The organism is Methanobrevibacter sp. (assembly GCF_045586545.1).
Taxonomy (GTDB): Archaea; Methanobacteriota; Methanobacteria; order Methanobacteriales; family Methanobacteriaceae; genus Methanocatella.
The window spans coordinates 1-20,600 of the sequence record NZ_JAZNAN010000070.1; the positions used below are offsets into that span (position 1 = coordinate 1).

25 protein-coding genes are annotated in these 20,600 nt (G+C 35.2%); 22 read left to right on the forward strand and 3 right to left on the reverse strand.

What is annotated here, in order from left to right:
- Positions 1 to 132: 132 nt before the first annotated feature.
- The 22 genes from ACKI3D_RS05645 to ACKI3D_RS05750 all read left to right on the forward strand — a co-directional run bounded on the left by ACKI3D_RS05645 (position 133) and on the right by ACKI3D_RS05750 (position 18,929).
- Positions 133 to 369 carry a helix-turn-helix transcriptional regulator gene (locus ACKI3D_RS05645; RefSeq protein ID WP_406534747.1) on the forward strand — a complete coding sequence of 79 codons (237 nt, stop codon included), beginning with the start codon at positions 133 to 135 and terminating at the stop codon, positions 367 to 369.
- A 9-nt stretch (positions 370 to 378) separates the two neighbouring features.
- Complete coding sequence (locus ACKI3D_RS05650) at positions 379 to 1,110, forward strand: DUF4013 domain-containing protein (protein ID WP_407392791.1); 732 nt, start codon at positions 379 to 381, stop codon at positions 1,108 to 1,110.
- Positions 1,111 to 1,119: 9 nt separating this feature from the next.
- The gene (locus tag ACKI3D_RS05655; RefSeq protein ID WP_407392792.1) at positions 1,120 to 1,956 is read left to right on the forward strand and encodes a DUF4013 domain-containing protein; all 837 of its coding nucleotides are present in this window, start codon (positions 1,120 to 1,122) and stop codon (positions 1,954 to 1,956) included.
- Positions 1,957 to 2,016: 60 nt separating this feature from the next.
- Positions 2,017 to 2,940 (forward strand): ABC transporter ATP-binding protein, encoded by a 924-nt coding sequence (locus ACKI3D_RS05660; protein WP_407392793.1) that lies wholly within the window; start codon positions 2,017 to 2,019, stop codon positions 2,938 to 2,940.
- A gap of 8 nt (positions 2,941 to 2,948) precedes the next feature.
- A complete protein-coding gene (locus tag ACKI3D_RS05665) occupies positions 2,949 to 3,674 on the forward strand; it encodes an ABC transporter permease (RefSeq protein WP_407392795.1) in 726 nt (241 codons plus the stop codon).
- A 71-nt stretch (positions 3,675 to 3,745) separates the two neighbouring features.
- Positions 3,746 to 4,021, forward strand: coding sequence for a zinc ribbon domain-containing protein (locus tag ACKI3D_RS05670; protein WP_407392797.1), 276 nt, complete (start codon positions 3,746 to 3,748; stop codon positions 4,019 to 4,021).
- Between the two features lie 59 nt (positions 4,022 to 4,080).
- A complete protein-coding gene (locus ACKI3D_RS05675) occupies positions 4,081 to 5,532 on the forward strand; it encodes an asparagine synthase-related protein (protein ID WP_407392798.1) in 1,452 nt (483 codons plus the stop codon).
- A 77-nt stretch (positions 5,533 to 5,609) separates the two neighbouring features.
- Positions 5,610 to 5,825: an Asp-tRNA(Asn) amidotransferase subunit GatC gene (gene gatC, locus ACKI3D_RS05680; protein WP_407392800.1), complete on the forward strand. Its 216-nt coding sequence runs from the start codon at positions 5,610 to 5,612 to the stop codon at positions 5,823 to 5,825.
- Between the two features lie 12 nt (positions 5,826 to 5,837).
- Entirely contained in the window at positions 5,838 to 6,323 is a 486-nt protein-coding gene (locus tag ACKI3D_RS05685; protein ID WP_407392801.1) for an amino acid-binding protein, read from the forward strand.
- Positions 6,324 to 6,332: 9 nt separating this feature from the next.
- The gene (locus ACKI3D_RS05690; RefSeq protein ID WP_407392803.1) at positions 6,333 to 7,352 is read left to right on the forward strand and encodes a homoserine dehydrogenase; all 1,020 of its coding nucleotides are present in this window, start codon (positions 6,333 to 6,335) and stop codon (positions 7,350 to 7,352) included.
- A 27-nt stretch (positions 7,353 to 7,379) separates the two neighbouring features.
- Positions 7,380 to 8,591: a cofactor-independent phosphoglycerate mutase gene (locus ACKI3D_RS05695; RefSeq protein WP_407392804.1), complete on the forward strand. Its 1,212-nt coding sequence runs from the start codon at positions 7,380 to 7,382 to the stop codon at positions 8,589 to 8,591.
- Positions 8,592 to 9,224 carry a flavodoxin family protein gene (locus tag ACKI3D_RS05700; protein WP_407392806.1) on the forward strand — a complete coding sequence of 211 codons (633 nt, stop codon included), beginning with the start codon at positions 8,592 to 8,594 and terminating at the stop codon, positions 9,222 to 9,224.
- 612 nt (positions 9,225 to 9,836) lie between these two features.
- Positions 9,837 to 11,201, forward strand: coding sequence for an MATE family efflux transporter (locus ACKI3D_RS05705; protein WP_407392808.1), 1,365 nt, complete (start codon positions 9,837 to 9,839; stop codon positions 11,199 to 11,201).
- A complete protein-coding gene (locus ACKI3D_RS05710) occupies positions 11,201 to 11,395 on the forward strand; it encodes a hypothetical protein (protein WP_407392809.1) in 195 nt (64 codons plus the stop codon). The genes ACKI3D_RS05705 and ACKI3D_RS05710 overlap by 1 nt, the downstream gene beginning before the upstream one ends.
- 367 nt (positions 11,396 to 11,762) lie before the next feature.
- Positions 11,763 to 12,998 carry an RNA-guided endonuclease InsQ/TnpB family protein gene (locus tag ACKI3D_RS05715; protein ID WP_407392811.1) on the forward strand — a complete coding sequence of 412 codons (1,236 nt, stop codon included), beginning with the start codon at positions 11,763 to 11,765 and terminating at the stop codon, positions 12,996 to 12,998.
- A gap of 145 nt (positions 12,999 to 13,143) precedes the next feature.
- Positions 13,144 to 13,917 (forward strand): alpha/beta hydrolase, encoded by a 774-nt coding sequence (locus ACKI3D_RS05720; protein ID WP_407392813.1) that lies wholly within the window; start codon positions 13,144 to 13,146, stop codon positions 13,915 to 13,917.
- Positions 13,918 to 13,925: 8 nt separating this feature from the next.
- The gene (locus tag ACKI3D_RS05725; protein ID WP_407392815.1) at positions 13,926 to 14,285 is read left to right on the forward strand and encodes a hypothetical protein; all 360 of its coding nucleotides are present in this window, start codon (positions 13,926 to 13,928) and stop codon (positions 14,283 to 14,285) included.
- A gap of 73 nt (positions 14,286 to 14,358) precedes the next feature.
- Entirely contained in the window at positions 14,359 to 15,975 is a 1,617-nt protein-coding gene (pyrG, locus tag ACKI3D_RS05730) for a glutamine hydrolyzing CTP synthase (protein WP_407392817.1), read from the forward strand.
- Positions 15,976 to 16,069: 94 nt separating this feature from the next.
- Positions 16,070 to 16,939, forward strand: a complete 870-nt coding sequence (locus ACKI3D_RS05735; protein WP_407392819.1) for a prepilin peptidase — start codon at positions 16,070 to 16,072, stop codon at positions 16,937 to 16,939.
- Positions 16,940 to 17,365 carry a class III signal peptide-containing protein gene (locus ACKI3D_RS05740; protein WP_407392821.1) on the forward strand — a complete coding sequence of 142 codons (426 nt, stop codon included), beginning with the start codon at positions 16,940 to 16,942 and terminating at the stop codon, positions 17,363 to 17,365.
- 65 nt (positions 17,366 to 17,430) lie between these two features.
- Entirely contained in the window at positions 17,431 to 18,240 is an 810-nt protein-coding gene (locus tag ACKI3D_RS05745; protein WP_407392823.1) for a hypothetical protein, read from the forward strand.
- Between the two features lie 5 nt (positions 18,241 to 18,245).
- Complete coding sequence (locus ACKI3D_RS05750) at positions 18,246 to 18,929, forward strand: TIGR00289 family protein (protein ID WP_407392825.1); 684 nt, start codon at positions 18,246 to 18,248, stop codon at positions 18,927 to 18,929.
- Here ACKI3D_RS05750 and ACKI3D_RS05755 read toward each other — a convergent pair.
- The 3 genes from ACKI3D_RS05755 to ACKI3D_RS05765 all read right to left on the reverse strand — a co-directional run.
- Positions 18,924 to 19,463, reverse strand: a complete 540-nt coding sequence (locus tag ACKI3D_RS05755) for a nucleoside monophosphate kinase (RefSeq protein ID WP_407392827.1) — start codon at positions 19,461 to 19,463, stop codon at positions 18,924 to 18,926. The two genes, ACKI3D_RS05750 and ACKI3D_RS05755, sit on opposite strands and share 6 nt — an antisense overlap.
- A gap of 5 nt (positions 19,464 to 19,468) precedes the next feature.
- On the reverse strand, positions 19,469 to 20,206 hold the full coding sequence (locus ACKI3D_RS05760; protein ID WP_407392829.1) for a 4-phosphopantoate--beta-alanine ligase: 738 nt from the start codon (positions 20,204 to 20,206) through the stop codon (positions 19,469 to 19,471).
- 12 nt (positions 20,207 to 20,218) lie between these two features.
- The coding region (locus tag ACKI3D_RS05765; RefSeq protein ID WP_407392830.1) for a hypothetical protein at positions 20,219 to 20,600 on the reverse strand (382 nt) is incomplete at its 5' end.

A 20,600-nucleotide genomic window follows, 5' to 3' on the forward strand; every position in this document is an offset into this window, starting at 1 on the left:
TATTGATTTTATTATTAACCGTAACCTTTATATACTATGTAATGTAACATTAACATAAGTAATTAGATTTTAACATAATTACTTCAAGTACTTAAATACTTTTTGCAAAAATGAATTAATTTGTGGATTATTATGAGAACCATGATTAAATATTTAAGACAGGAGCTCAAAATGAGCCAAAAAGAGTTGGGGGATAAAGTTGGAGTTACCCGGCAAACCATTAATGCGCTTGAAAATGGCAGGTATAATCCATCTTTATTTTTAGCTTATGAAATAACCCAAGTCTTCAATAAAATGTTATTTAAAGGAGATCGAGAGAAGTATTTCGTCATGGAAGAAATATTTATTTTCGATGATGATTATTATTAGGTGAAACGAATGATTTTAGACATATATAAAGACGCATTAGAATATTCAGCAAAAGACTGGAAGACACTAGTGATATTAGGCGTAATGTGCTTATTCAGTTTCTTGTTATTACCAGTTTTCTTAATCACAGGATATAATTATAGAGTTATAAACACGGCGGTACACGGAATTATCAACGGAAGAGACCCATTGCCGGACTTTGAGGATTTAATAGACATGTTTGTCGATGGAGTGAAAGTGGTGATAGTTCAAGTCATGTATCTGATAGTGCCTGTAATCGTATTTGTAATATTTGCTATTGTTGCAGGACACTTTAACGGAGGTTTATCTACTGCATTGATGATTATCGGAGGTTTAATCACATTTATTTTAATAATTGTAGCTTGTTTAATGAGCCAAATGGGATTATGCCACATGGCATATAATGATGGTGCATTCTCAAAAGCCTTTGCATTGTCCGAAATAAAAGAGGTAATTGAAGAAATAGGATGGTCAGAATGTTTAATGACCTATCTAGGATTGGTAATCATTACTGTAGTTATAGCATCTGTAGTCAGTATAATTATCGGAGCAATATTTACCGTGTTCGGCATTTCAGGATTTGCATTGGGAGTTAATGCAAGCGGTGTATTTCTTTTAGGAGCATTTATCAATTCAATTGTATCAATGTTTATTGTAGGACCGTACTTAAGCATATTCAATGCAAGATCCATGGGATTATTGTACACAATGCAAATATAAGGTGATTTGATGGCAAGCATAACAGATTGTGTTAGTGAAGGACTGAAATATCCCTTCAACAACGTTAAAAAACTTTTAGGCCTTGGGGTGCTGTTTGTAATTTTTGAGCTATTGTCCATGGCCTTCAGCATTAAGACTTTTGACATATTCAGGGTTACTGCCCATATGCTGGAAAAAACCAATGGCCATTGGGCAACCTTAAAACTTTCACAGTTACCGAATATTGATGTAAACATTGCAATAGGATTGCTTGTAGCCGGATTCATCGTGTCTCTCTTTATAATGGGATATCAATACAATGTAATCAAATTTTCAATAGACAAAAAAGAAGACCTTCCAGGATTCAGTGATATTGTGGGCATGTTTATCAACGGAGTAAAATATTTCATTGTAAGCGTCGTATATAATCTTCCTCCAGTGATTATAATGTTTTTAGGAATCTGGTTAGTTGGTGATTCATCAGTATTGCCGATAATATTGTTGATTTCAGGGTTAGTGCTTGTAATCTGTTATTTCTTCCTGGTCATGGCATTGAACAACATGATTGCGCATGATAGTCTTAAAAAGGCATTTGACTTCAATGAGATAATCGCAAATATCTCTAATCTTGGATGGGTGAAATATATTGGAATAATCCTCTTCACAATAATTGTATTCATGATTATCAATATGGCTGTAGGCTGTGTATTGAGCCTTTTAGTCCCAGTATTTGCAGCGACCATCAATAATCAGGCATTGGTCGTCTCAACCTTCATAACAATACTCGAAGCATTGTTCCTGTCATCCTATTGCAGCGTATTTTATAATAGGGTCTGCGGATCAATATATAGAGAATCGATTAAATAGTTAGAATGTTTTCAAGCATTCTAATTTCTTTTTTTAGTAATTTTAAAGGAGATTTTTACTATGGTAGACTACGTTATCGAAACAAATAACTTATCAAAAAAATATTCCAATGATTTGGTTGTAAATTCAATCAATATGCACGTTGAAAAAGGAAAAATCTATGGGCTTTTGGGCAATAATGGTGCCGGAAAAACCACAACAATGTGCATGCTTTTAAATCTCACATATCCTACAAGCGGCGAGATATTTCTTTTTGGAAAGGATCCCAAAAAATATTCCAAAGAGATATATTCCAACATAGGCTCAATCATTGAAACCCCAGGATTTTATGAAAACCTCACAGCTTACGAAAACCTGAAAATCATTTCCAAATTGAGGGGAAATTATAATCCTCAAAACATTAAATCAGTCCTTGAAATGGTTAATTTAAGCGGAGCGAAATCAAAGAAATACAAGGATTTTTCTTTAGGAATGAAGCAGCGTTTGGGAATAGCTGCAGCCATTATACATAATCCTGAACTATTAATTCTTGATGAACCGATTAATGGCCTTGATCCCTTCGGAATTAAGGAAATAAGGGCATTGCTTAAAAGGTTATCCCATGAATTTGGAATAACAATCCTAATTTCATCACATATCTTAAGCGAAATTGAAAATATTGCTGATGTTATTGGCTTTATGGACAATGGGGTTCTGATTGATGAAATTTCAAGGGATGAATTGTTCGAAAAATTAAATAAATCTGTAGAATTTGAAGTATCAGATGTTGATTTGGCTATCAGTATCTTTAAGGAATTAGAACTTAAAGAGAACGTAGATTTCACATTCAATAAGGAAAATGGAACTATATATCTCTATACCCATTTGGGCATGAGGGATAAATTCAATGCTTTGTTTGTTAAAGCAGGAATTGACGTAAATAAAGTAAATCTATGTGAAGAAAATTTGGAAGAGTTTTTTACAAGGTTTGTATCTAACAATTAGGTGATAATATGTTAACTTTTATTCAGATGGAATTTTTAAAGTTTAAAAGATCCAATATATTTCTATTGAGTTTAATAGGAGCCGTTATTCCTCCATTGTTGATGTATATTGCAGTAGTGGCTTTTGATGAGGGACATACTTTTGAATTATTGTTCACCAATGTGAATATGTACATGTCAGCATTATTTGCAGTCATGCTTTTTTCAATAATGATATCCTATTTATTCGGAAGGGAATACAATGAGCATACTCTAAAAACCATGCTGACTATCCCAATATCAAGGGGAAAATTTCTAGCAAGCAAATATGTAATGTTTTTAGTGTGGATTTTAATTTTAACCGCAGTCACAAGCCTTTCAACACTTGTATTCGGTTTTGCTGCAGGTCTTGAAGGATTCAGCATAAAACTATTCTTTGACAGCTTTGGACAACTTCTATTTGCAAATGTTTTGTTGTTTTTAACATTCTCCCCATTTGTATTCATTTCACTATTCATTACAAACATGGTTCCCGCAATGGTTGGAGGAGCTGGTTTGACATTGGTGAACATGTTGATATACGGCCAGACATGGGCGCCATATGTGCCTTGGGTATGCCCATATCTGATTGCATCCGGTGAAATAGCAGAGTACAGCGCAAGTATAACAGTCTCTTATGGGGTAATTTTGCTCACTTTCATAATTGGGCTTGTTATCTCCTATATCTACTTTACAAAGGCGGATGTTGCACTTTAGCATTAGTTGACAAATGCTCTTTGAATTAGTTTAAATATTATCATGTTGAAATAATAGGATAGGTGATAATTATGAATGATTTTGAAAATCAGAAATTCTGCCAATCATGTGCAATGCCACTAGCGGATGATGAACTTTTTGGAACCAATGCAGACGGTTCAAAAAACGAAGACTACTGCATATACTGCTTTAAAGACGGGAAATTCACTTCAGACATGACTATGGATGAGATGATGAATTTCTGCATTGATAAGATGGTTGAAGCTCACCCGGAAATCGATAAGGCTGAAGCCAGTGCAATGATGGCGGAAGTATTTCCTAAACTAAAAAGATGGGCTAACGATTAATTAGCTCACAATTTCTTTTTTTTAAAATTTTAAGTACTATTAATTTTATATTTTATACCATGTGTTCTATTGTTGGCCTTCAAGGTAAAGTAAAATCAGATGATATTGTTAAAATGTTGAAATCCTCAAAAAACCGAGGTCCGGATTCATCAGGTCTTTTTTTAGATAAGATTTACACTGACATCAATCTGGAGGAATTCAGTGACGAAAATGAGTATGAAATTGTTTTTGGCCACAATCTGCTTTCCATTTATGATTTAAATGAAAGAATATCAAAACCGCAGCCGGTTTCAAATGATAATCTCACTCTGGTTTTCAACGGGGAATTATACAATTTCCGCACCATGAAAAATTTCTTGAATAGGGTTGGTGTTGAGGATGAAATCACTTCAGACAGCGAAGCTTTACTTTATCTTATTGATTTTTACAACCAAAGATTTGATCTGCTTAAGGCAGTTCAGGCCACTATCAGATTAATCGATGGAGATTATTCTTTTGCCGTTTATGATGGTGAAAACCTTGCAATTGCAAGAGACCCTTTAGGCGTAAAGCCATTGTTCTATGCTGAAAAAGGTGATGTCAAAGGCTTTGCATCAACTAGGGATGCTTTAAAGGAAGTCGGTTTCATTAACATCAACACCCTAAAACCTGAACACATACTTTATAACTGGGAGGATATATCTCCAACTCAGGCAGTTTATGAAAAGGTCTTTGAAGGGGACGTATCTAAAATAGACAAGTTGTTAAGATTGAGTGTTTCCAAAAGAGTTGACGGATTAACAAGCGTTGGTGTAATATTTTCGGGGGGAGTTGACAGTTCGTATCTTGCATTGCTCTTGAAGGAAATTTCACAGAATGTTCCTATTAAGGTAAAACTTTATGCGGTAGGTGCTGAAGGCTCAAAAGACCTTGAAGCGGCAATATATGCATCAAAATTCCTTAATCTGGATTTGGAAATATGTGAAGTGAGCGAAGATATGATTCGTGAGGCACTTCCTCAAGTCGTAAAGGCCATTGGAGATGACAATCTCATGAAGGTGGGGGTTGGTCTTACAACCTACTTTGCAACAAGGATGGTGGCTCAAGACGGATTGAAAGTAGCAATTTCAGGCCAGGGTGCCGATGAGCTGTTTGGAGGATATAAAAGATACCTGAAAAGCTTTGTTGAAGGAGAACTGAACTTTAAGTTAAGAGAGGACATTTCAAATATGTATCATGTAAATCTTGAAAGGGATGACGCATGCTCAATGCTCAATTCAGTAGAGCTGAGACTGCCGTTTTTAGATGAAAATCTGGTGGAACTGGTATTGAACATTCCGGACAATAAGAAAATCGTTTCCATGCATGATGACATGAGAAAAAGCTTTTTGAGGAAATTGGCTTTTGAAGAGGGGCTTGATTACAATATAGCTTACAGGCCTAAAAAGGCAGCTCAATATGGAACCGGAATTGATAAGATATTGAGGAAAAAGATTTTGAAAGATACTGACATTTCCCAATATCTGGACTAATTTTAATTTTTTTCTTTACATTTATTAATATCAAAAAACATAATAAATATATTATTAATTATTAGGAGTTTATATTAATGACAATCGAAAAAGATGCAGAAGACATTATAGAAAAATTCTCTAAGATTTTAGAGGATATTCCAGATTCAGATGAAACCTGGTATATTACCGATAATTTAAACCTGACACGTGAGGATGAAGCTCACGGAAAGAATCCTGAAAAAATTTTAAGAAATGCTAGGATTGATAAGGAAGGAAATCTCATAGTTAAAAAAGCGGAATGGACAAGTTAAAGAGGTATTTATATGAAAATAGACTTAGTTCTAGAACTTTTGGATTCTCCTGGACAGTTGGTTAAAGCATTAGAACCAATAAGCGTATTCGGTGCAAATCTGGTAACTGTTATCCATAAAAGAGATTATAAGAATGAAAACGGAAAAGTTCCTGTTCAATTGACTTTGGAAGGCGAACTAGAAGATCTTAAAAAAGTAGTTGAGAGATTTGAAGAATTGGGATTCACCATTATCGAAATGGACGGTGTTGTTAAAAAGGAAACAATCACTACAATTTTCTTTGGCCATATTGTAGATCAAGATTTAAGGGACACTATGGATAGAATCAATGCTTTAGATGGTGTTGTCATTGTTGCATTTGACATCAAGCTGAATGGTGAGGAAAAGTCCACAGCATTAATTAACATTGAAGCGGATATTGGTAAAAAGCAAGAAGTATTTAATAGAATTGCAGAAATTGCAGAAGAAAAAGATTTATTAGTGATTAATGAAGTTTAAGTGATTATTATGGATGAATGTAAAGTCATAATCATGGGATTTGGTTCAGTAGGCCAAGGTGTGGCTAATGCAATTTCCATGAAGAAGGATTTAATTAAGGATAAAACAGGTGTTGCAGTAAAGGTTGTAGCTGCAGCAGACTCATCTTCATCTGCAATCTCACAGGATGGCCTCGATGAAGAATTACTTGTAAAGACTAAAAATGAAGAAGGAAAACTATCAGCATATCCTGAATTCGGATGCGATAAAAGCGGTGCAGATGTTTTAGATGCTGTTGAATACGATTGTCTTATTGAAGCAACTCCTACTAATATCGTTGATGCACAACCTGCACTTTCACTAACACTTAAAGCATTCGAACAGGGAAAAGATGTTGTAACTTCAAATAAAGGGCACCTGGCTTTAAAATTCAAGGAAGTTGTTGGTGCAGCTGAAAAAGCAGGTGTAGAATTCAAATATGAAGCCAGTGTAGGCGGATCAATGCCTATCATCAATTTCACAAAGGACACCTTGGCATCATGTGAAATCAAATCAATCAAGGGTATTCTGAACGGTACCACCAATTATATCTTATCAAGAATGACATCAGAAGGATCTGATTATGAAGTTATCTTAAAGGAATCACAGGAATTGGGAATAGCCGAAACAGACCCTACCCAGGATGTTGAAGGTATTGATGCAGCTTGTAAGACTGTAATCCTGGCAAATTCCCTTTTAGGAATTGATGCAACATACAGTGACGTTAAAGTTGAAGGTATCTCAAACATCAATGCACAGGCAATTGAGCTTGCCAAAAAAGACGATTATTTAATCAAATTGATAGCCGAAGTATCTCCAGATAACCTGCAGGTATCTCCACGTTTGGTTAAAAGGGGAAGCTCCTATGATGTAAGCGGAACCCTGAACATGGCTACAATCAAGACAGATTTGGCCGATGAGGTATCTGTAATTGGACTTGGAGCAGGATCTCTTGAAACTGCTTCTGCGATGTTGACCGATTTAATTAGTATTTTAAAAAATAAAAACTAATTAAATTTTTTTACTTTTTTTGATAACATGAAATACGTAATTTTTATTCCGGATGGGTCTAGTGATTACCCTGTAGATGAATTAGACGGTAAAACTCCTTTGATGGTAGCTAATACTCCAAATATTGATAAATTGGCTAAAAACGGTTTTGGAGGATTTACAAATAACGTTCCTGAAGAGTACAATCCTGGTTCTGATGTAGCTAATATGAGCATTTTTGGCTTCAATCCTGCAGATTTCTATACTGGTCGTGGACCACTAGAAGCTGGAAGCGAAGGCATTCCAACAACTCCATGTGATGTGATATTCAGATGCAATACAATATTTTCTGAAGATGGTGAAATGGATGATTTCAATGCAGGCCATATTTCAACCGAGGAAGCGGACGAATTAATGAAAGGATTAAATGAATATTTCACAGAAAAATACCCTGACTTCAAAGGCAAGTTCTACACTGGCGTAAGCTACAGGCATCTGTTCATATACTCCTGTGACAGCGTTGAGGATGCGGAAATATTATCTGCTATTCAAACAATTCCTCCTCATGACATGGTAGGCGAAAAGTTGGTTGATAATCTGTTTGGAGACTGCGAACTGGCTCAGGAAATCCAACAGATAATGTTTGAGTCAAAAGAATATCTCAAAGATGCTGAAGTTAACCAAAAAAGAGAAATTCCTGCCAATATGGTATGGCTATGGGGACAGGGCGTAACCCCTAAACTGCCTAACTTTGAGGAAACCTACGGAATCACAGCTTCAGTAATTACAGGTGTGGATTTGCTTAGAGGAATCGGCAACTTCGCAGGCATGAATATTGTAGATGTGCCTGGAGCTACAGGATACTTCGATACCGATTACAAGCAAAAGGGAGAATATGGAATCGAAGCCCTAAAAGAGACAGATTTGCTGCTGATTCACATTGAAGCTCCTGATGAAGCGGGACATGCTCAAAATACTGAAGAAAAGGTTAAAGCCATTGAAAGGATTGACGAGTTCATTGTCGGACCAATCATCGATAGTTTGGAAGGCGAGGACTTTAGAGTGGCAATCTTGCCGGACCATCCAACTCCAATCAGTGTTGGAACCCATACACGTGATGATGTGCCGTTGGTAATCTACGATTCCGCCCGTGAAGGTGATGAATGCGAATCATTCGATGAGGAAGGAGTCAAAAAAGGTTCACTTAAATTCAAAAAAGGACATTTCTTAGTTCAAAGATTGATTGATGGAGATTATTAAATGAAAGTAATACTTGTAAACGGAAGCCCTCATAAGAACGGCTGCACTTATACTGCACTCAGCGAAGTTGAAAAAATACTTAAAGAGTATGATATCGAAACGGAAATTTTCTGGATTAAGACAAAAGCAATTACAGGTTGCATTGCCTGTGGAAAGTGTGCTGAATTGGGCAAATGTGCCTTTGATGATGTCGTAAACGAATTTGTTGAAAAGGCTTACGATGCCGATGCATTCGTATTCGGCTCACCGGTTTACTATGCCGGTGCTAACGGATCCATGACATCATTTTTAGACCGTGCATTTTACTCAAACTCTCATGGTGCAGGAGCGGAAGCTTTCAAAAACAAACCTGGAGCTGTTGTTTGCTCTGCGAGACGTGCAGGTACAACTGCAACATATGACCAGTTAATCAAATATTTGGGAATTTCCCAAATGCCAATCATTTCATCATTCTACTGGAATATGGTTCATGGAAACACTCCCGAAGAGGTAATGCAGGATGAGGAAGGATTAGGTACAATGAGACAGCTTGCTCATAATATGGCATTTTTCCTGAAATGTCTTGAAGCAGGTGAAGAAAAAGGTGTGACTTTAACTCAAGAGACTAAACCACGTACAAACTTTATAAGGTAATCCTTTTACCTTTCAATTCTTTTTTTAAAAATAGTTTTTGAATTTGGATGAGGATAAAAATCCTCATCTTATATATTATACACTAAGTTCAAGTCATGAACTAAACATCTATGATGTTTAATATTAATATGGGTATTACTAATATTTAAAGTCTTGTATTTATTTTTCTATTTAACTCATTATTAATGCAATATTTCTATTTTAAATCAATTTTTTAAACTAAAATCAATTTTAGACAATAAATTTCTATTTAATCTAAATAATAAGTAAAATATATTTCTATCTCTAAATGTCAGAAAATATATATTATACACTAGGTATGATTGAAATGAAAAATGGAGATTATACACTCAATTTGGAGGTTAAGTCATGTTAGAAGATATTCTTGTAGCTTTAGCATATTTTGTTTTGGCTATTCATTATCTTCACTTGACTGTGTCTATATGAGATAGTTAAGAGTTAATGGTTGAATCTAGTTAGTAGTTTATAGGATGAAATTAGCATTTCTAATTGACTAGTTTTTCTCGGCATTTATAGTTCAACTATTAACTGATACAAAAGTTCATATGTTCTTAAAAGATAATATTATTCATTAAATTATTTTCTGATATCATGAACGTTACTAATCTATTTAAAACTCCTGAAGGTTATATCTATACAAATAGGGCATTGCTTGCACTGTTCATTCCGCTTTTAATCGAATATGGTTTGGAATTCTGTGTAGGTCTGGCTGATTCCATCATGGTGGCATCATTGGGTGAAGCTGCGATTTCAGGAGTTTCTCTTGTTGACTTTTTGGTTCAGCTACTTATTTTTTCATTCTCAGCACTAGGGACAGGTGGTGCAGTTGTCGCAGGACAGTATCTGGGGGACAATCAGGTTGAAAAGGCTCGGGATTCAGCAACTCAACTTATCTGGTTTTCAACCATATTGTCTACAGTTCTGATGATTGCGGTAATCCTCTTAAGGCAATTTTTAATCGGGCTTCTCTTCGGCCAGATTGAAGCGGACGTCTGGGCAAATGCGGATGTATATTTATACATTGTAGCATTGTCAATTCCGTTTCTGGCAATATACAATGCGGGAGCTGCAATTTTCAGAACAACCAACAATGCATCCCTGCCTATGAAGATATTACTTGTCTGTGATGTTTTAAACGTTATCGGCAATGCATTCTGCATCTATTATCTGGGATGGGATGTCAGAGGCGTAGCTATTCCGACGGTCATTTCAAGAGCGCTTGCGGCTGTTCTGATACTGCACTTCGTAGTTGATGAGGACTATAAATTACATATCAAAAGGACTTTAAAACATAAATTCAACTTCAAAATCCTTAAAAAGGTATTGCAGGTGGGCATTCCATATGGTGTTGAAAACGGTCTTTTCCAATTGGGTAGGGTTCTGGTCTTAAGTCTTGTTTCAACATTCGGAACAATGGCAATAGCTGCAAACTCAGTAGGATATGCAATCGGAATATTTTCAGTTCTTCCGGGTTTTGCAATCAATCTGGGACTGACTGCCGTTATTTCAAGATGTGTCGGCGCCAATGATTATGAACAGGCAAAATACTATAACAAGAAATGCCTGGTCATTGTTATCATTTCACATATTGTCATCAACCTGTTGATTTTTGCAGGCCTGCCTCTGATTTTGGGCATCTACAACCTGTCTGCGCAAACTGCAGCCATGACAACCGAAATGGTAATCTGGCACGGTATTTTTGCAATTATCATCTGGCCGATATCCTTCACACTGCCGTCCACTTTCAGAGGTGCAGGAGACTCAAAATCAGTAATGTACATCAGCTTAGCAGTAATGTTCATATGCAGAATTGGCCTGTCTTATGTCATAACCGATTGGATGGGCATTGGAGTATTCGGAACATGGATAGCAATGTTTATCGACTGGTATGTAAGGGCAGGAATTTACGTTTACAGATATTTCTCAAACAGATGGACGGAATATAGGGTGGTATAATGAGTGAAATTGAGTACAAGGAAATACATGAATTCAGTGTAGAGGATTTGCAGGATCTGTTTTTGTCAGTGGAATGGTCATCAGGCCATTTTCCCGAAAAGCTCCAGATTGCAATGAGAAACTTTGAAACAGTAATCTCTGCATGGGATGAGGATAAGCTGGTTGGAATGATTTGCGCAATGGTGATGGAATAATGACTGCGTATGTCCATTATCTGCTTGTAAGGCCGGATTATCAGGATAGGGCATTGGAAGAGATCTAGTTTTTAAAGTTAAAGAGATTTATCTTTTAATTATGAAAGAATAGCCCGACCTCTTTAAGGTTGGGAATGAATTTCAGATTAGGGTGTACTTTTGTAATTAGGAATTTTTTGGGTTTTATTTCTTTAAATATTTTATTTTTGGCTGTTGTTTATTTTGGTTTTTGTATTCAGTATACTTTTTTTGGGGGGATTACTTTTCAAATGCTCTTGGTGAAGGTTTATATACTATTACATATGATATAGTAGCATATCATTTGTAAATATGTTATAAAACTCAGTTAGAATGGGGTTTTTTTGAGATGAAAGTTGTTAATAAATATCTTAATGTTAGAATTTATCCGGCTAAAGTGGATAAAAACGATAATGGAGAAAAAATTGTCACTATTAACGAAATTGAATCCAACATAGGCATTTACAGATTCATTTACAACAAAGAATTAGAATTCATAAATCATTTCAGACAGCTATTAATCCAAAACGGCTACCAGGACAAATTCATAGTAAATGATACCTCCTGCAATATAATATTGAATATGTTGATGCAGGAATATCCTTTCTTGAGAAAAGCCGAATCAAGCAGTCGCCAACAATCATTTAGAGACCTAAAAAATGCTTTTAAACGATATAAAAACCCTAACTTAAAATCCAATTACCCGGTGTTCAAATCTAAAAAAAATAAAAACGACACATTCCGCATAATGAAAACCAACAACAATCTAAGAATACAGAAAGACAAAAACGCTTTCTATAAAATATTGATTCCAAAATTCGGACTCATAAAATTCAAAACCAGCAAAAAATACCGACAAATGCTAATCCAGGCAAGCGACCCAAATGACCCAACAGCAACAATAAAACATATAACCATTAAAAAAACCAACAACAAATATTATGCAATTTTCAACATCAAAACCATACACATTCCACAAAGAGAATACGGTCCACTCATGCAAGTGGGAATTGATATCGGATGCAGTAAACTAGCTGTTCTTTCAAACACCCAAGAGATACCCAATCTTGATCTAACAAAAGAAACAGACAAAATCATCAAATATCAAAGAAAAATGAAACAACACCAACAAAAATCCATAAGATACCAACAAGCAAAAAGACTATACCACAAATGGATGGACAAACTAGTCAATAAAAGGAACGATTATTATGACAAGCAAACACTATATATTGCTAAAAATAGTTGCTTTGTCGCTGTTCAAAACGAAAATATAAAAGCTTGGAAAACAAATAAATATTTAAGTCATAATCTTCAATTGAATGCTCCACGTATATTCATGGATAAACTGGAATACAAATGCCACTGGAATGATGTAGAATTCATTAAAGTTCCTATGGATTTTCCATCCACACAAATCTGCAGCAACTGCAGCAAAAAGAATCCCCATATTAGTGGACTGGGAAACCTACAAATAAGAGACTGGGACTGTCCCGAGTGCGGTAAACATCATGACAGGGACGTCAATGCCAGTAAAAACATCCTACAAAAAGGATTACAAACCGTCGGGACGACGGTGCAGTAAAAATCTCCTAAAAAACACATGTTTTTTTAGGTTTGCGAATCCCTGACCTTCTTAAGGTCGGGGAGGTTCAAGAAACTGCGGTTTTGAAAAGGCAGAGGATGCAAGCCCGCTTTTCATTACAGAATTATGGACATGAGGTGAGTTAATGGTTTTATTCAGGGGAGACATCAAGTGCAAAAGCCTGCAGAGAAGAACATCAATCAGCGTAATTTTGCCTGCGGACAATATTCATTTCCTGCAGGATACTGAGGAAATCGTACCGCAGCCTTACAGGACATTGTATCTGCTTCATGGACTCTACGGCAGCGATGATATCTTTCTTGCAAACACTTCCATTCAGAAGTTTGCCGAAGACCATGGAATAGCTATTGTAATTCCGTGCGGAGAAAATAGTTTCTATGTCGACAATCCTAAGGCGTATGCCTATTATGGCGAATATGTCGGTCAGGAGCTTTTGGACATTACAAGAAACATCTTTCCTTTGTCAGATAAAAGGGAAGATACCTTCATTGCCGGATTTTCAATGGGAGGCTATGGAGCAATTAGAAACGGTTTGAAATACTCACAAAACTTTTCAAAAATAGGAATGATTTCATCAGCATTGATCACTGATGATATTGTCAATTATACTAGTGATGATAACGTTTTGAGGGCTCATGACTTTTACGAATCAGTTTTCGGCGATTTGGATAAAATCAAAAACTCTGATAAGAATCCGAAATATCTAGTTGAGAATACCGATGACATGCCGGATATTTTCATGGCATGTGGAGACGATGACTTTTTAGTTGACAAAAACGTTGATTTCTATGAGTTTTTAAAGTCTAAAAATGTTGATGTTGAATTTATTAAAGCTCCGGGAGAGCACACATGGGAATTCTGTGACAAATACATTAAGGAATTCATTAAGAGACTGTAGGTGAGGCTATGAGATGTCCAAATTGCGGAAACAGATTAGATGAGGATAACTATTGCAGCGAATGCATGGAATTTTTCAGTGAAGAGGACCTCCAGGATTCCAGCTTTGAAGATGCAGATTATGATTCAATGATTAATAATGGAGACAACATTTGTCTCAACTGCACTTTCTGGAGCGTAAGCCCATATGGTGCGGCTCATGGAATGGTATGTAGAAGAGGACAACTGTCAAATGGACCGGATGATTCTTGTGAAATGTTCATAAAAGAAACTCATTTTTCTAACTATGGTGAAAATGGAGAATACCAATTTGATGAAACTGACCGTGCAATATCAAATAAATTAAATTATTGGAAAAATAGCCGATAAAATTCTCATTTATAAACGGAATTAAATTTTTATATATCATGAAAAACTTAAATTATAACATAAATTTTAATTCATGGAGAGGATTTTTCTGACAAAATATATTATTATAACTGGTGGGGTAGTTAGTTCCATAGGTAAGGGTATAACATCCGCATCTATGGGAAGAATTTTAAGGTCATATGGTTTAAAGGTTTCAGCTATTAAAATAGATCCTTATTTAAACTGGGATTCCGGAACACTCAATCCGTATCAGCACGGTGAGGTATATGTAACTCACGACGGTATGGAAACTGATTTGGATTTAGGCCATTATGAAAGATTTTTGGATGTTGAACTCGACGGTCTGGCAAACATTACCACAGGTAAAGTTTATGAATCAGTCATCGCTAAGGAAAGAGAAGGAGGATACCTTGGAGAATGTGTACAAGTCATCCCTCATATCACTAACCGTATCAAGGAAATGATTAGGGAAAACTCCGAAAGCGCTGATTATGATGTTGTCTTAGTTGAACTTGGCGGTACTGTCGGGGACATTGAAAGCCAGCCTTTCCTTGAAGCCTTAAGACAACTCAGAAATGAGGAAGGAAGAGAAAACGTCATGTTTGTCCATGTTACATTCATTCCCTACCTGAATGCAGCTGGAGAATTCAAGACAAAACCTACTCAACACTCTACCAAAGAATTAAGAAGTGTCGGAATAAATCCTGATGTTATTGTATGCAGATCACAGGAACCTATTGATGATGCTTTAAGAGGAAAAATCGCTCACTTCTGTGACGTAGACTTTGAAGCTGTTGTTAATACTCCTGATGCAGGCACAATCTATGAAGTTCCTTTGGTTTTGGAAGAAAACCATATCGGTGAGTTCATTGTCAAAAGAATAGGACTGGACATTGAACCTGACTCTTCAAAACTTGATGAATGGAGGGAAATCGTAAAATCCCTTAAAATCACCGAGCCTACCGTAAACATCGGTATCGTCGGAAAATATGTCGAACTTGAAGATTCATACATCAGTATCAGGGAGTCATTGCTTCATGCTGCAGCAAGTATCGGCGTTAAAGCAAATATCAAGTTCCTAAGTTCTGATGTTGATGAATTGGATCAGGATGTCATGAAAGAGCTGGACGGTATTCTCATTCCTGGCGGATTTGGTGAACGTGGTTTTGAAGGCAAATTGGATGCGGTTGAATATGCAATTGAGAATGACGTGCCTTTATTCGGAATCTGTTTAGGAATGCAATGCATGGTAACACAATTTGCAAGAATCAACGGATATCCTGGTGCGAACAGTTCAGAATTTGATGATAATCTCGAATTCCCTGTTATCGATATGATGGAAGAGCAAAAGAAAATCAAGAATATGGGCGGAACAATGCGTTTAGGTTCATATGATTGTAAAATCATGGAAGGCACAAAAACATTTGATGCCTATGGTGAAGTCGATATTGAAGAACGCCACAGGCACAGATATGAATTCAACAATGATTACAGAGAGGATTTACAGGAAAAAGGTTTAATAATTTCCGGTACAAGTCCTGATGACTTTTTAGTTGAAATTGTTGAATTGCCAAATCACCCTTGGGCTATTGGTTGTCAATTCCACCCTGAATTCAAGTCAAGACCTAATAGGCCACATCCATTATTTAAAGCATTTTTAGAAGCTATTAATGAGTATTCTAAAAATTAGCTTTTATCTTTTTTTACAATTTTACAAACTAAAAACAATTCTATAAGCTTATTTTCTATCTAATTTATATTATTTGATGTTAAATAGTATAAATATGAATTTCAGTACTATATTTTTGATTCAAATAATAATTACTATACTATTTTCCATAATGGCGGCAATTTATGATGTTAGGAAAAATATTGTTCCGGACATGTTGACTTATTCCCTGTTGTCATTTGGCCTGATTTCAAACTTTATTTTAACATTAATTTCAACTAACATTAAATTCATTTTAGCTTCATTTATTTCAATGATTATTACCTATGCTATCACTTATATGTTATGGAAATTGAATATTTGGGGCGGTGGTGATGTAAAACTATTTACGGCCATTGCTGCAGTAATACCATCAGGAGTCAATATTAACTTTTTGAACATTTTTCCCGAATTGTCAATATATCCGTTCTCATTCAGTGTAGTGATTAACAGTATTCTGGTTTCATTTCCTTTTTTAGTTGTTTTTGTCACACATCTAATATTTAAAAATGAAATATTCAGAAACAATATGGATTTTCTAGTAAATATTTTTAATATAGAAGCTTTACGCTTTATAATCAACTCAACACTCAATAAATTAATTTCAATTAAGGATTTGAAGGAAGGAATGATTGTCAATGACTATTATTTTAATAATGAGTATATAATAGATCTTCTAAGCGAAATTGACGGAAATCTGAAAATCTATAAGACAAGGGATAATGATGAATTCAAGTACTATTTCAAATCTCAAAGCGCCGGAGGAATTACAACTAAGGAGATGTGGCAGCTTAAGATAATGAATGCCCAGCAGATTATTTCAGACAATATTTCTGTAAAAACAGCATTTCCGTTTACTCCCGCAATTCTATTGGGTTTGATGATAGCGGTTTTTTATGGTGATATTATGATGTTGTTTACTAAAAATGCTGTCTTGGTGATTTAGATGATGGACAATAGGGGCCAGGTGTCATTTGAGTATTTGATGATATTTTCAATATCATTAATCATATTAATTGCATTTACTCTGCCATTGGCCGAAACGTCTATTAAAAATACAATGGATGTTTCAGATTCGTTGGACGTAAAATATGATTTGTCGAAGCTTGCTAATGCTGTAAAGACAGTTTATGGCCAGGGCCAGGGATCAAAACAGCAGGTGATATTGCATGAAACAAAAAATATAAAAGTAAATATTGCAAGCAACCAGATTTCGTGCAGTTTAAAGCTCAAAGATAAGCAGAAGAAGGTTATAAAGGAATCCTATAAATCCAATCTTAAAAAAACATCAATTACTTTAACAAAAGGGGAAAATATCATAACTATTGAATGGCCGGTAGATAGCAAAAACATGGTAATCTATAGAACATAATTCATACAAAATTATTTTAATATTGTAATTTAAATATTATTATAGAATTAAGGGCGTGTGAATTTATGGATGTTTTAATTGCAATAATTTATATCGTTTTATTTATTATAATGATGATTTTTGTCTTTTCTATTGGAATGTTAAAACAATACATGCCTTCCAAAAAAGAAGTTTTATTGGTTATTATTGTTGGATTTTTAATTGGCTGCATTGGCGGAGCCTTATTTTTGGATCCAATCTATGATGAGTTGCCTAATGTAGTAAGTGTCATTGAAAAAAGCATGCCCAATAATGAAGAGACATTATATTTAGATTTATCATCTTCTATTGATGTAAACAAATTGAAAGAAAACTTATCCGGTACCGAAGGATTCAAATCCTTCAATGAATATGCTATCTCTATTCCGATGTGGGATTTCAATGATAAGGAGAGGGCCTATTTTGAGGATATTGTAGGAAATATAGATTATCATTATAAGGATTACAATATTACCCCTACTGGAACTATTGAAATTGCTCTTGAAGAGAATTATTCCTCATCAGATGCTTTAAAATCATTTTCTGACTGGTATAAATTAGTATTCGGCGAGACAATATCATATGCACAGGTTCATGCCACACTAGTTGTTGATTCAGCTTCATTGGATACATTTGAACAAAATCTGCTTGAAAGGGGAATTGTAGCTTCAAAAATTGAAGGTCCGATTCAGGATACTGTCAACAATACCAATTCATCCATGTTGTCTAATGGAGAATTTACACTTGTTTGTGGTGGAATTGGCCTTGTTGTTGCAGTAATGGGAATTTATATTGATAGTGTTGTTCCAGCATATAGAAGATTTAGGAAATTTTTAAGAGATAAGCGTAAACGGTAAATATCATGAATGTTGCTGTTCTATTTTCCGGCGGAAAAGATAGTACCATGGCACTGTATCATGCGTTAAAAGAGGGGGAAGATGTCAAATATCTTCTTTCAATGAAATCTCGCAATGACGAATCCTACATGTTTCATGTTCCAAATATTCATCTTACAGATTTGCAATCTGAAGCCCTGGACATTCCAATCATTTCTGCTGAAACCGATGGTGTCAAAGAAGAGGAACTTGAGGATTTAAAAAGAGAGTTTGAAAATCTTAAAAGTTCAGGAATTGAAGCTGTTTATACAGGTGCTCTCTATTCGACCTATCAAAAATCAAGAATTGAGAAACTGGGTAGTGAAGTCGGGCTGAAAATCATTTCCCCATATTGGCATGTGGATGAATTGGAATACATGAGGGAAATTGTTTCCCTTGGTTTTAAGATAATCATTTGTGGTGTGGCAGCCTGGGGTCTGGATGAATCCTGGCTGGGACGTGTCATAGATGATGAAGCCATTGATGAGCTTATAAAAATTCATGACAAGTATTATGTTGACTTGGCCTTTGAAGGCGGTGAAGCCGAAACATTGGCGATTGACGGTCCTATTTTTAAAAAAAGAATAAAAATTCTAAAGGATAAAAAGGAATGGCATCTTGACAGTGGTGTTTATATTATCGAAGATGCTGTTTTAGAAGATAAGCTATAATTCAATTTCATCGAAGAATTCATTTATTTTATCGGCATAGCTATCGAGATCACTTTCATTTATAATCATCTTATCGGAAAGTGAGATGACATTGCCAATGCCGAAACCTAGTTCCCTTTCGTCTCTTATTTTGAATCCTTCATAATCCTGACAATCGTCTTCTCTTCCTCTAAGTTTTAATCTTTCAAATCTAATTGAAGGATTAGCAAAAATGGATAATATGATAAAGTTATCAAAATTCTCTTTAAACATTTCCACTTCATGATGACTTCTGATGCCCTCTACAATTATGCTGTTTTCAAAGCCTTCTTCCTGGAGTTGTTTGATTTTTTTGATAGTCAATTCAGAAACAATATACTGTCCGAATTCCGCTCTTAAATTAGAAGCTGTTTCTCCAGTGCTTTCTCCTCTTTTTTTAGCTTCTTCACGTATGATATCGCCCATACTCACGATTTTTGCACCTCTTTTTTTTGCAAGTTCGGATACTAAATCTTTTCCAGCACCTGGAAGGCCGGATATTCCCATTATTCTCATTATATTCACTCTTTTAAATTAATTTGTTGTAAAGATTCTTTTAAATTTTCTTCATTATCAAAATCATTAATCATTTCCATTAAAACCATTTTATCCTGGGTTTTCAGGTCTTTTGCTATTTTTGTCATGAATGGTATTGCACGAACAATATTGTCGGCAATGGATACGTCAGACATTTTTGATGTTCTTGAAAGCGGATTCAAATCAATAGTTATGATGTTCTTGCCGCTTTTCTTAAGAATTTCTGCCCTGTCGCCGTCTTCAAGTGGAATCAATACGGTATCTGCAGCATAAATTCCGGTTTTGCTTGCAGTGGCCCTATTGTTTTTGATGTCAGTCAAGTATTCAATTTCATCATCAAGTGTGCCTAAAATATCTTTATAGCCATGATCTTTGTATAATTTTGTAATAATTTTTACCCTTTCATCAGTTCTGTAGAATAAGTTAATCTCGATTTTGGCATTTACCTCATTTGCAAGGTCAATTATTTCATCAATGGCTAAGGCGGTTGCATTTCCATTCACTGAAATTACAGGATTTTTTGATAAAAGTAAGGCAGCTACCGCAACATACATTGCCCTTTTAGCAGGGTATGTTGTTTTTTCACCAATCAGATAATCAAAAGCTTCTCCTCTACCATGTGCAATCAATGCGGAATCTGCAAGATATCCTTTCTCAGCCGCTTTTACCATTTTGTCTCTTAAAACTAATGATTCATAACGAGGGTGTGATTTTGGTATCATTTTTTCATCTCTTTATTTTAAATCGATATTCATTTGAGCTAAATATCCTAAAAAGGTAGTTATTGATAAGGTTAGGATAACCATGGAAACGATATGTGAAGAGAAATCCCCAAGGATTAATGGATGGTAGTTTGGAATAATGAAAAATACATAGTCACAGAAAATATCCACTAAAATGAATATTATTCCCACTAAAAATCCTTCAATTACCTCATTTCTCTCAATATTTCTAATATACAGTATTCCAAAGAATCCAGTAACTATAATGATGATAATTGGAACAACAATATTTATATCAGACACATTATAGGTAAAGATTGGATTTAATATTGTTGATAAAACAAATGATAAAAACCATATTATTATCCCATATATTATAGCTAATTTGATTTTC

What these genes read in the sequence shown, in the direction of transcription:
- ACKI3D_RS05645 (WP_406534747.1), top strand. Translation starts at nt 133, where the DNA reads ATGAGAACCATGATTAAATATTTAAGACAGGAGCTCAAAATGAGCCAA.
- ACKI3D_RS05650 (WP_407392791.1), top strand. Translation starts at nt 379, where the DNA reads ATGATTTTAGACATATATAAAGACGCATTAGAATATTCAGCAAAAGAC.
- ACKI3D_RS05655 (WP_407392792.1), top strand. Translation starts at nt 1,120, where the DNA reads ATGGCAAGCATAACAGATTGTGTTAGTGAAGGACTGAAATATCCCTTC.
- ACKI3D_RS05660 (WP_407392793.1), top strand. Translation starts at nt 2,017, where the DNA reads ATGGTAGACTACGTTATCGAAACAAATAACTTATCAAAAAAATATTCC.
- ACKI3D_RS05665 (WP_407392795.1), top strand. Translation starts at nt 2,949, where the DNA reads ATGTTAACTTTTATTCAGATGGAATTTTTAAAGTTTAAAAGATCCAAT.
- ACKI3D_RS05670 (WP_407392797.1), top strand. Translation starts at nt 3,746, where the DNA reads ATGAATGATTTTGAAAATCAGAAATTCTGCCAATCATGTGCAATGCCA.
- ACKI3D_RS05675 (WP_407392798.1), top strand. Translation starts at nt 4,081, where the DNA reads ATGTGTTCTATTGTTGGCCTTCAAGGTAAAGTAAAATCAGATGATATT.
- gatC (WP_407392800.1), top strand. Translation starts at nt 5,610, where the DNA reads ATGACAATCGAAAAAGATGCAGAAGACATTATAGAAAAATTCTCTAAG.
- ACKI3D_RS05685 (WP_407392801.1), top strand. Translation starts at nt 5,838, where the DNA reads ATGAAAATAGACTTAGTTCTAGAACTTTTGGATTCTCCTGGACAGTTG.
- ACKI3D_RS05690 (WP_407392803.1), top strand. Translation starts at nt 6,333, where the DNA reads ATGGATGAATGTAAAGTCATAATCATGGGATTTGGTTCAGTAGGCCAA.
- ACKI3D_RS05695 (WP_407392804.1), top strand. Translation starts at nt 7,380, where the DNA reads ATGAAATACGTAATTTTTATTCCGGATGGGTCTAGTGATTACCCTGTA.
- ACKI3D_RS05700 (WP_407392806.1), top strand. Translation starts at nt 8,592, where the DNA reads ATGAAAGTAATACTTGTAAACGGAAGCCCTCATAAGAACGGCTGCACT.
- ACKI3D_RS05705 (WP_407392808.1), top strand. Translation starts at nt 9,837, where the DNA reads ATGAACGTTACTAATCTATTTAAAACTCCTGAAGGTTATATCTATACA.
- ACKI3D_RS05710 (WP_407392809.1), top strand. Translation starts at nt 11,201, where the DNA reads ATGAGTGAAATTGAGTACAAGGAAATACATGAATTCAGTGTAGAGGAT.
- ACKI3D_RS05715 (WP_407392811.1), top strand. Translation starts at nt 11,763, where the DNA reads ATGAAAGTTGTTAATAAATATCTTAATGTTAGAATTTATCCGGCTAAA.
- ACKI3D_RS05720 (WP_407392813.1), top strand. Translation starts at nt 13,144, where the DNA reads ATGGTTTTATTCAGGGGAGACATCAAGTGCAAAAGCCTGCAGAGAAGA.
- ACKI3D_RS05725 (WP_407392815.1), top strand. Translation starts at nt 13,926, where the DNA reads ATGAGATGTCCAAATTGCGGAAACAGATTAGATGAGGATAACTATTGC.
- pyrG (WP_407392817.1), top strand. Translation starts at nt 14,359, where the DNA reads ATGGAGAGGATTTTTCTGACAAAATATATTATTATAACTGGTGGGGTA.
- ACKI3D_RS05735 (WP_407392819.1), top strand. Translation starts at nt 16,070, where the DNA reads ATGAATTTCAGTACTATATTTTTGATTCAAATAATAATTACTATACTA.
- ACKI3D_RS05740 (WP_407392821.1), top strand. Translation starts at nt 16,940, where the DNA reads ATGATGGACAATAGGGGCCAGGTGTCATTTGAGTATTTGATGATATTT.
- ACKI3D_RS05745 (WP_407392823.1), top strand. Translation starts at nt 17,431, where the DNA reads ATGGATGTTTTAATTGCAATAATTTATATCGTTTTATTTATTATAATG.
- ACKI3D_RS05750 (WP_407392825.1), top strand. Translation starts at nt 18,246, where the DNA reads ATGAATGTTGCTGTTCTATTTTCCGGCGGAAAAGATAGTACCATGGCA.
- ACKI3D_RS05755 (WP_407392827.1), bottom strand. Translation starts at nt 19,463, where the DNA reads ATGAGAATAATGGGAATATCCGGCCTTCCAGGTGCTGGAAAAGATTTA.
- ACKI3D_RS05760 (WP_407392829.1), bottom strand. Translation starts at nt 20,206, where the DNA reads ATGATACCAAAATCACACCCTCGTTATGAATCATTAGTTTTAAGAGAC.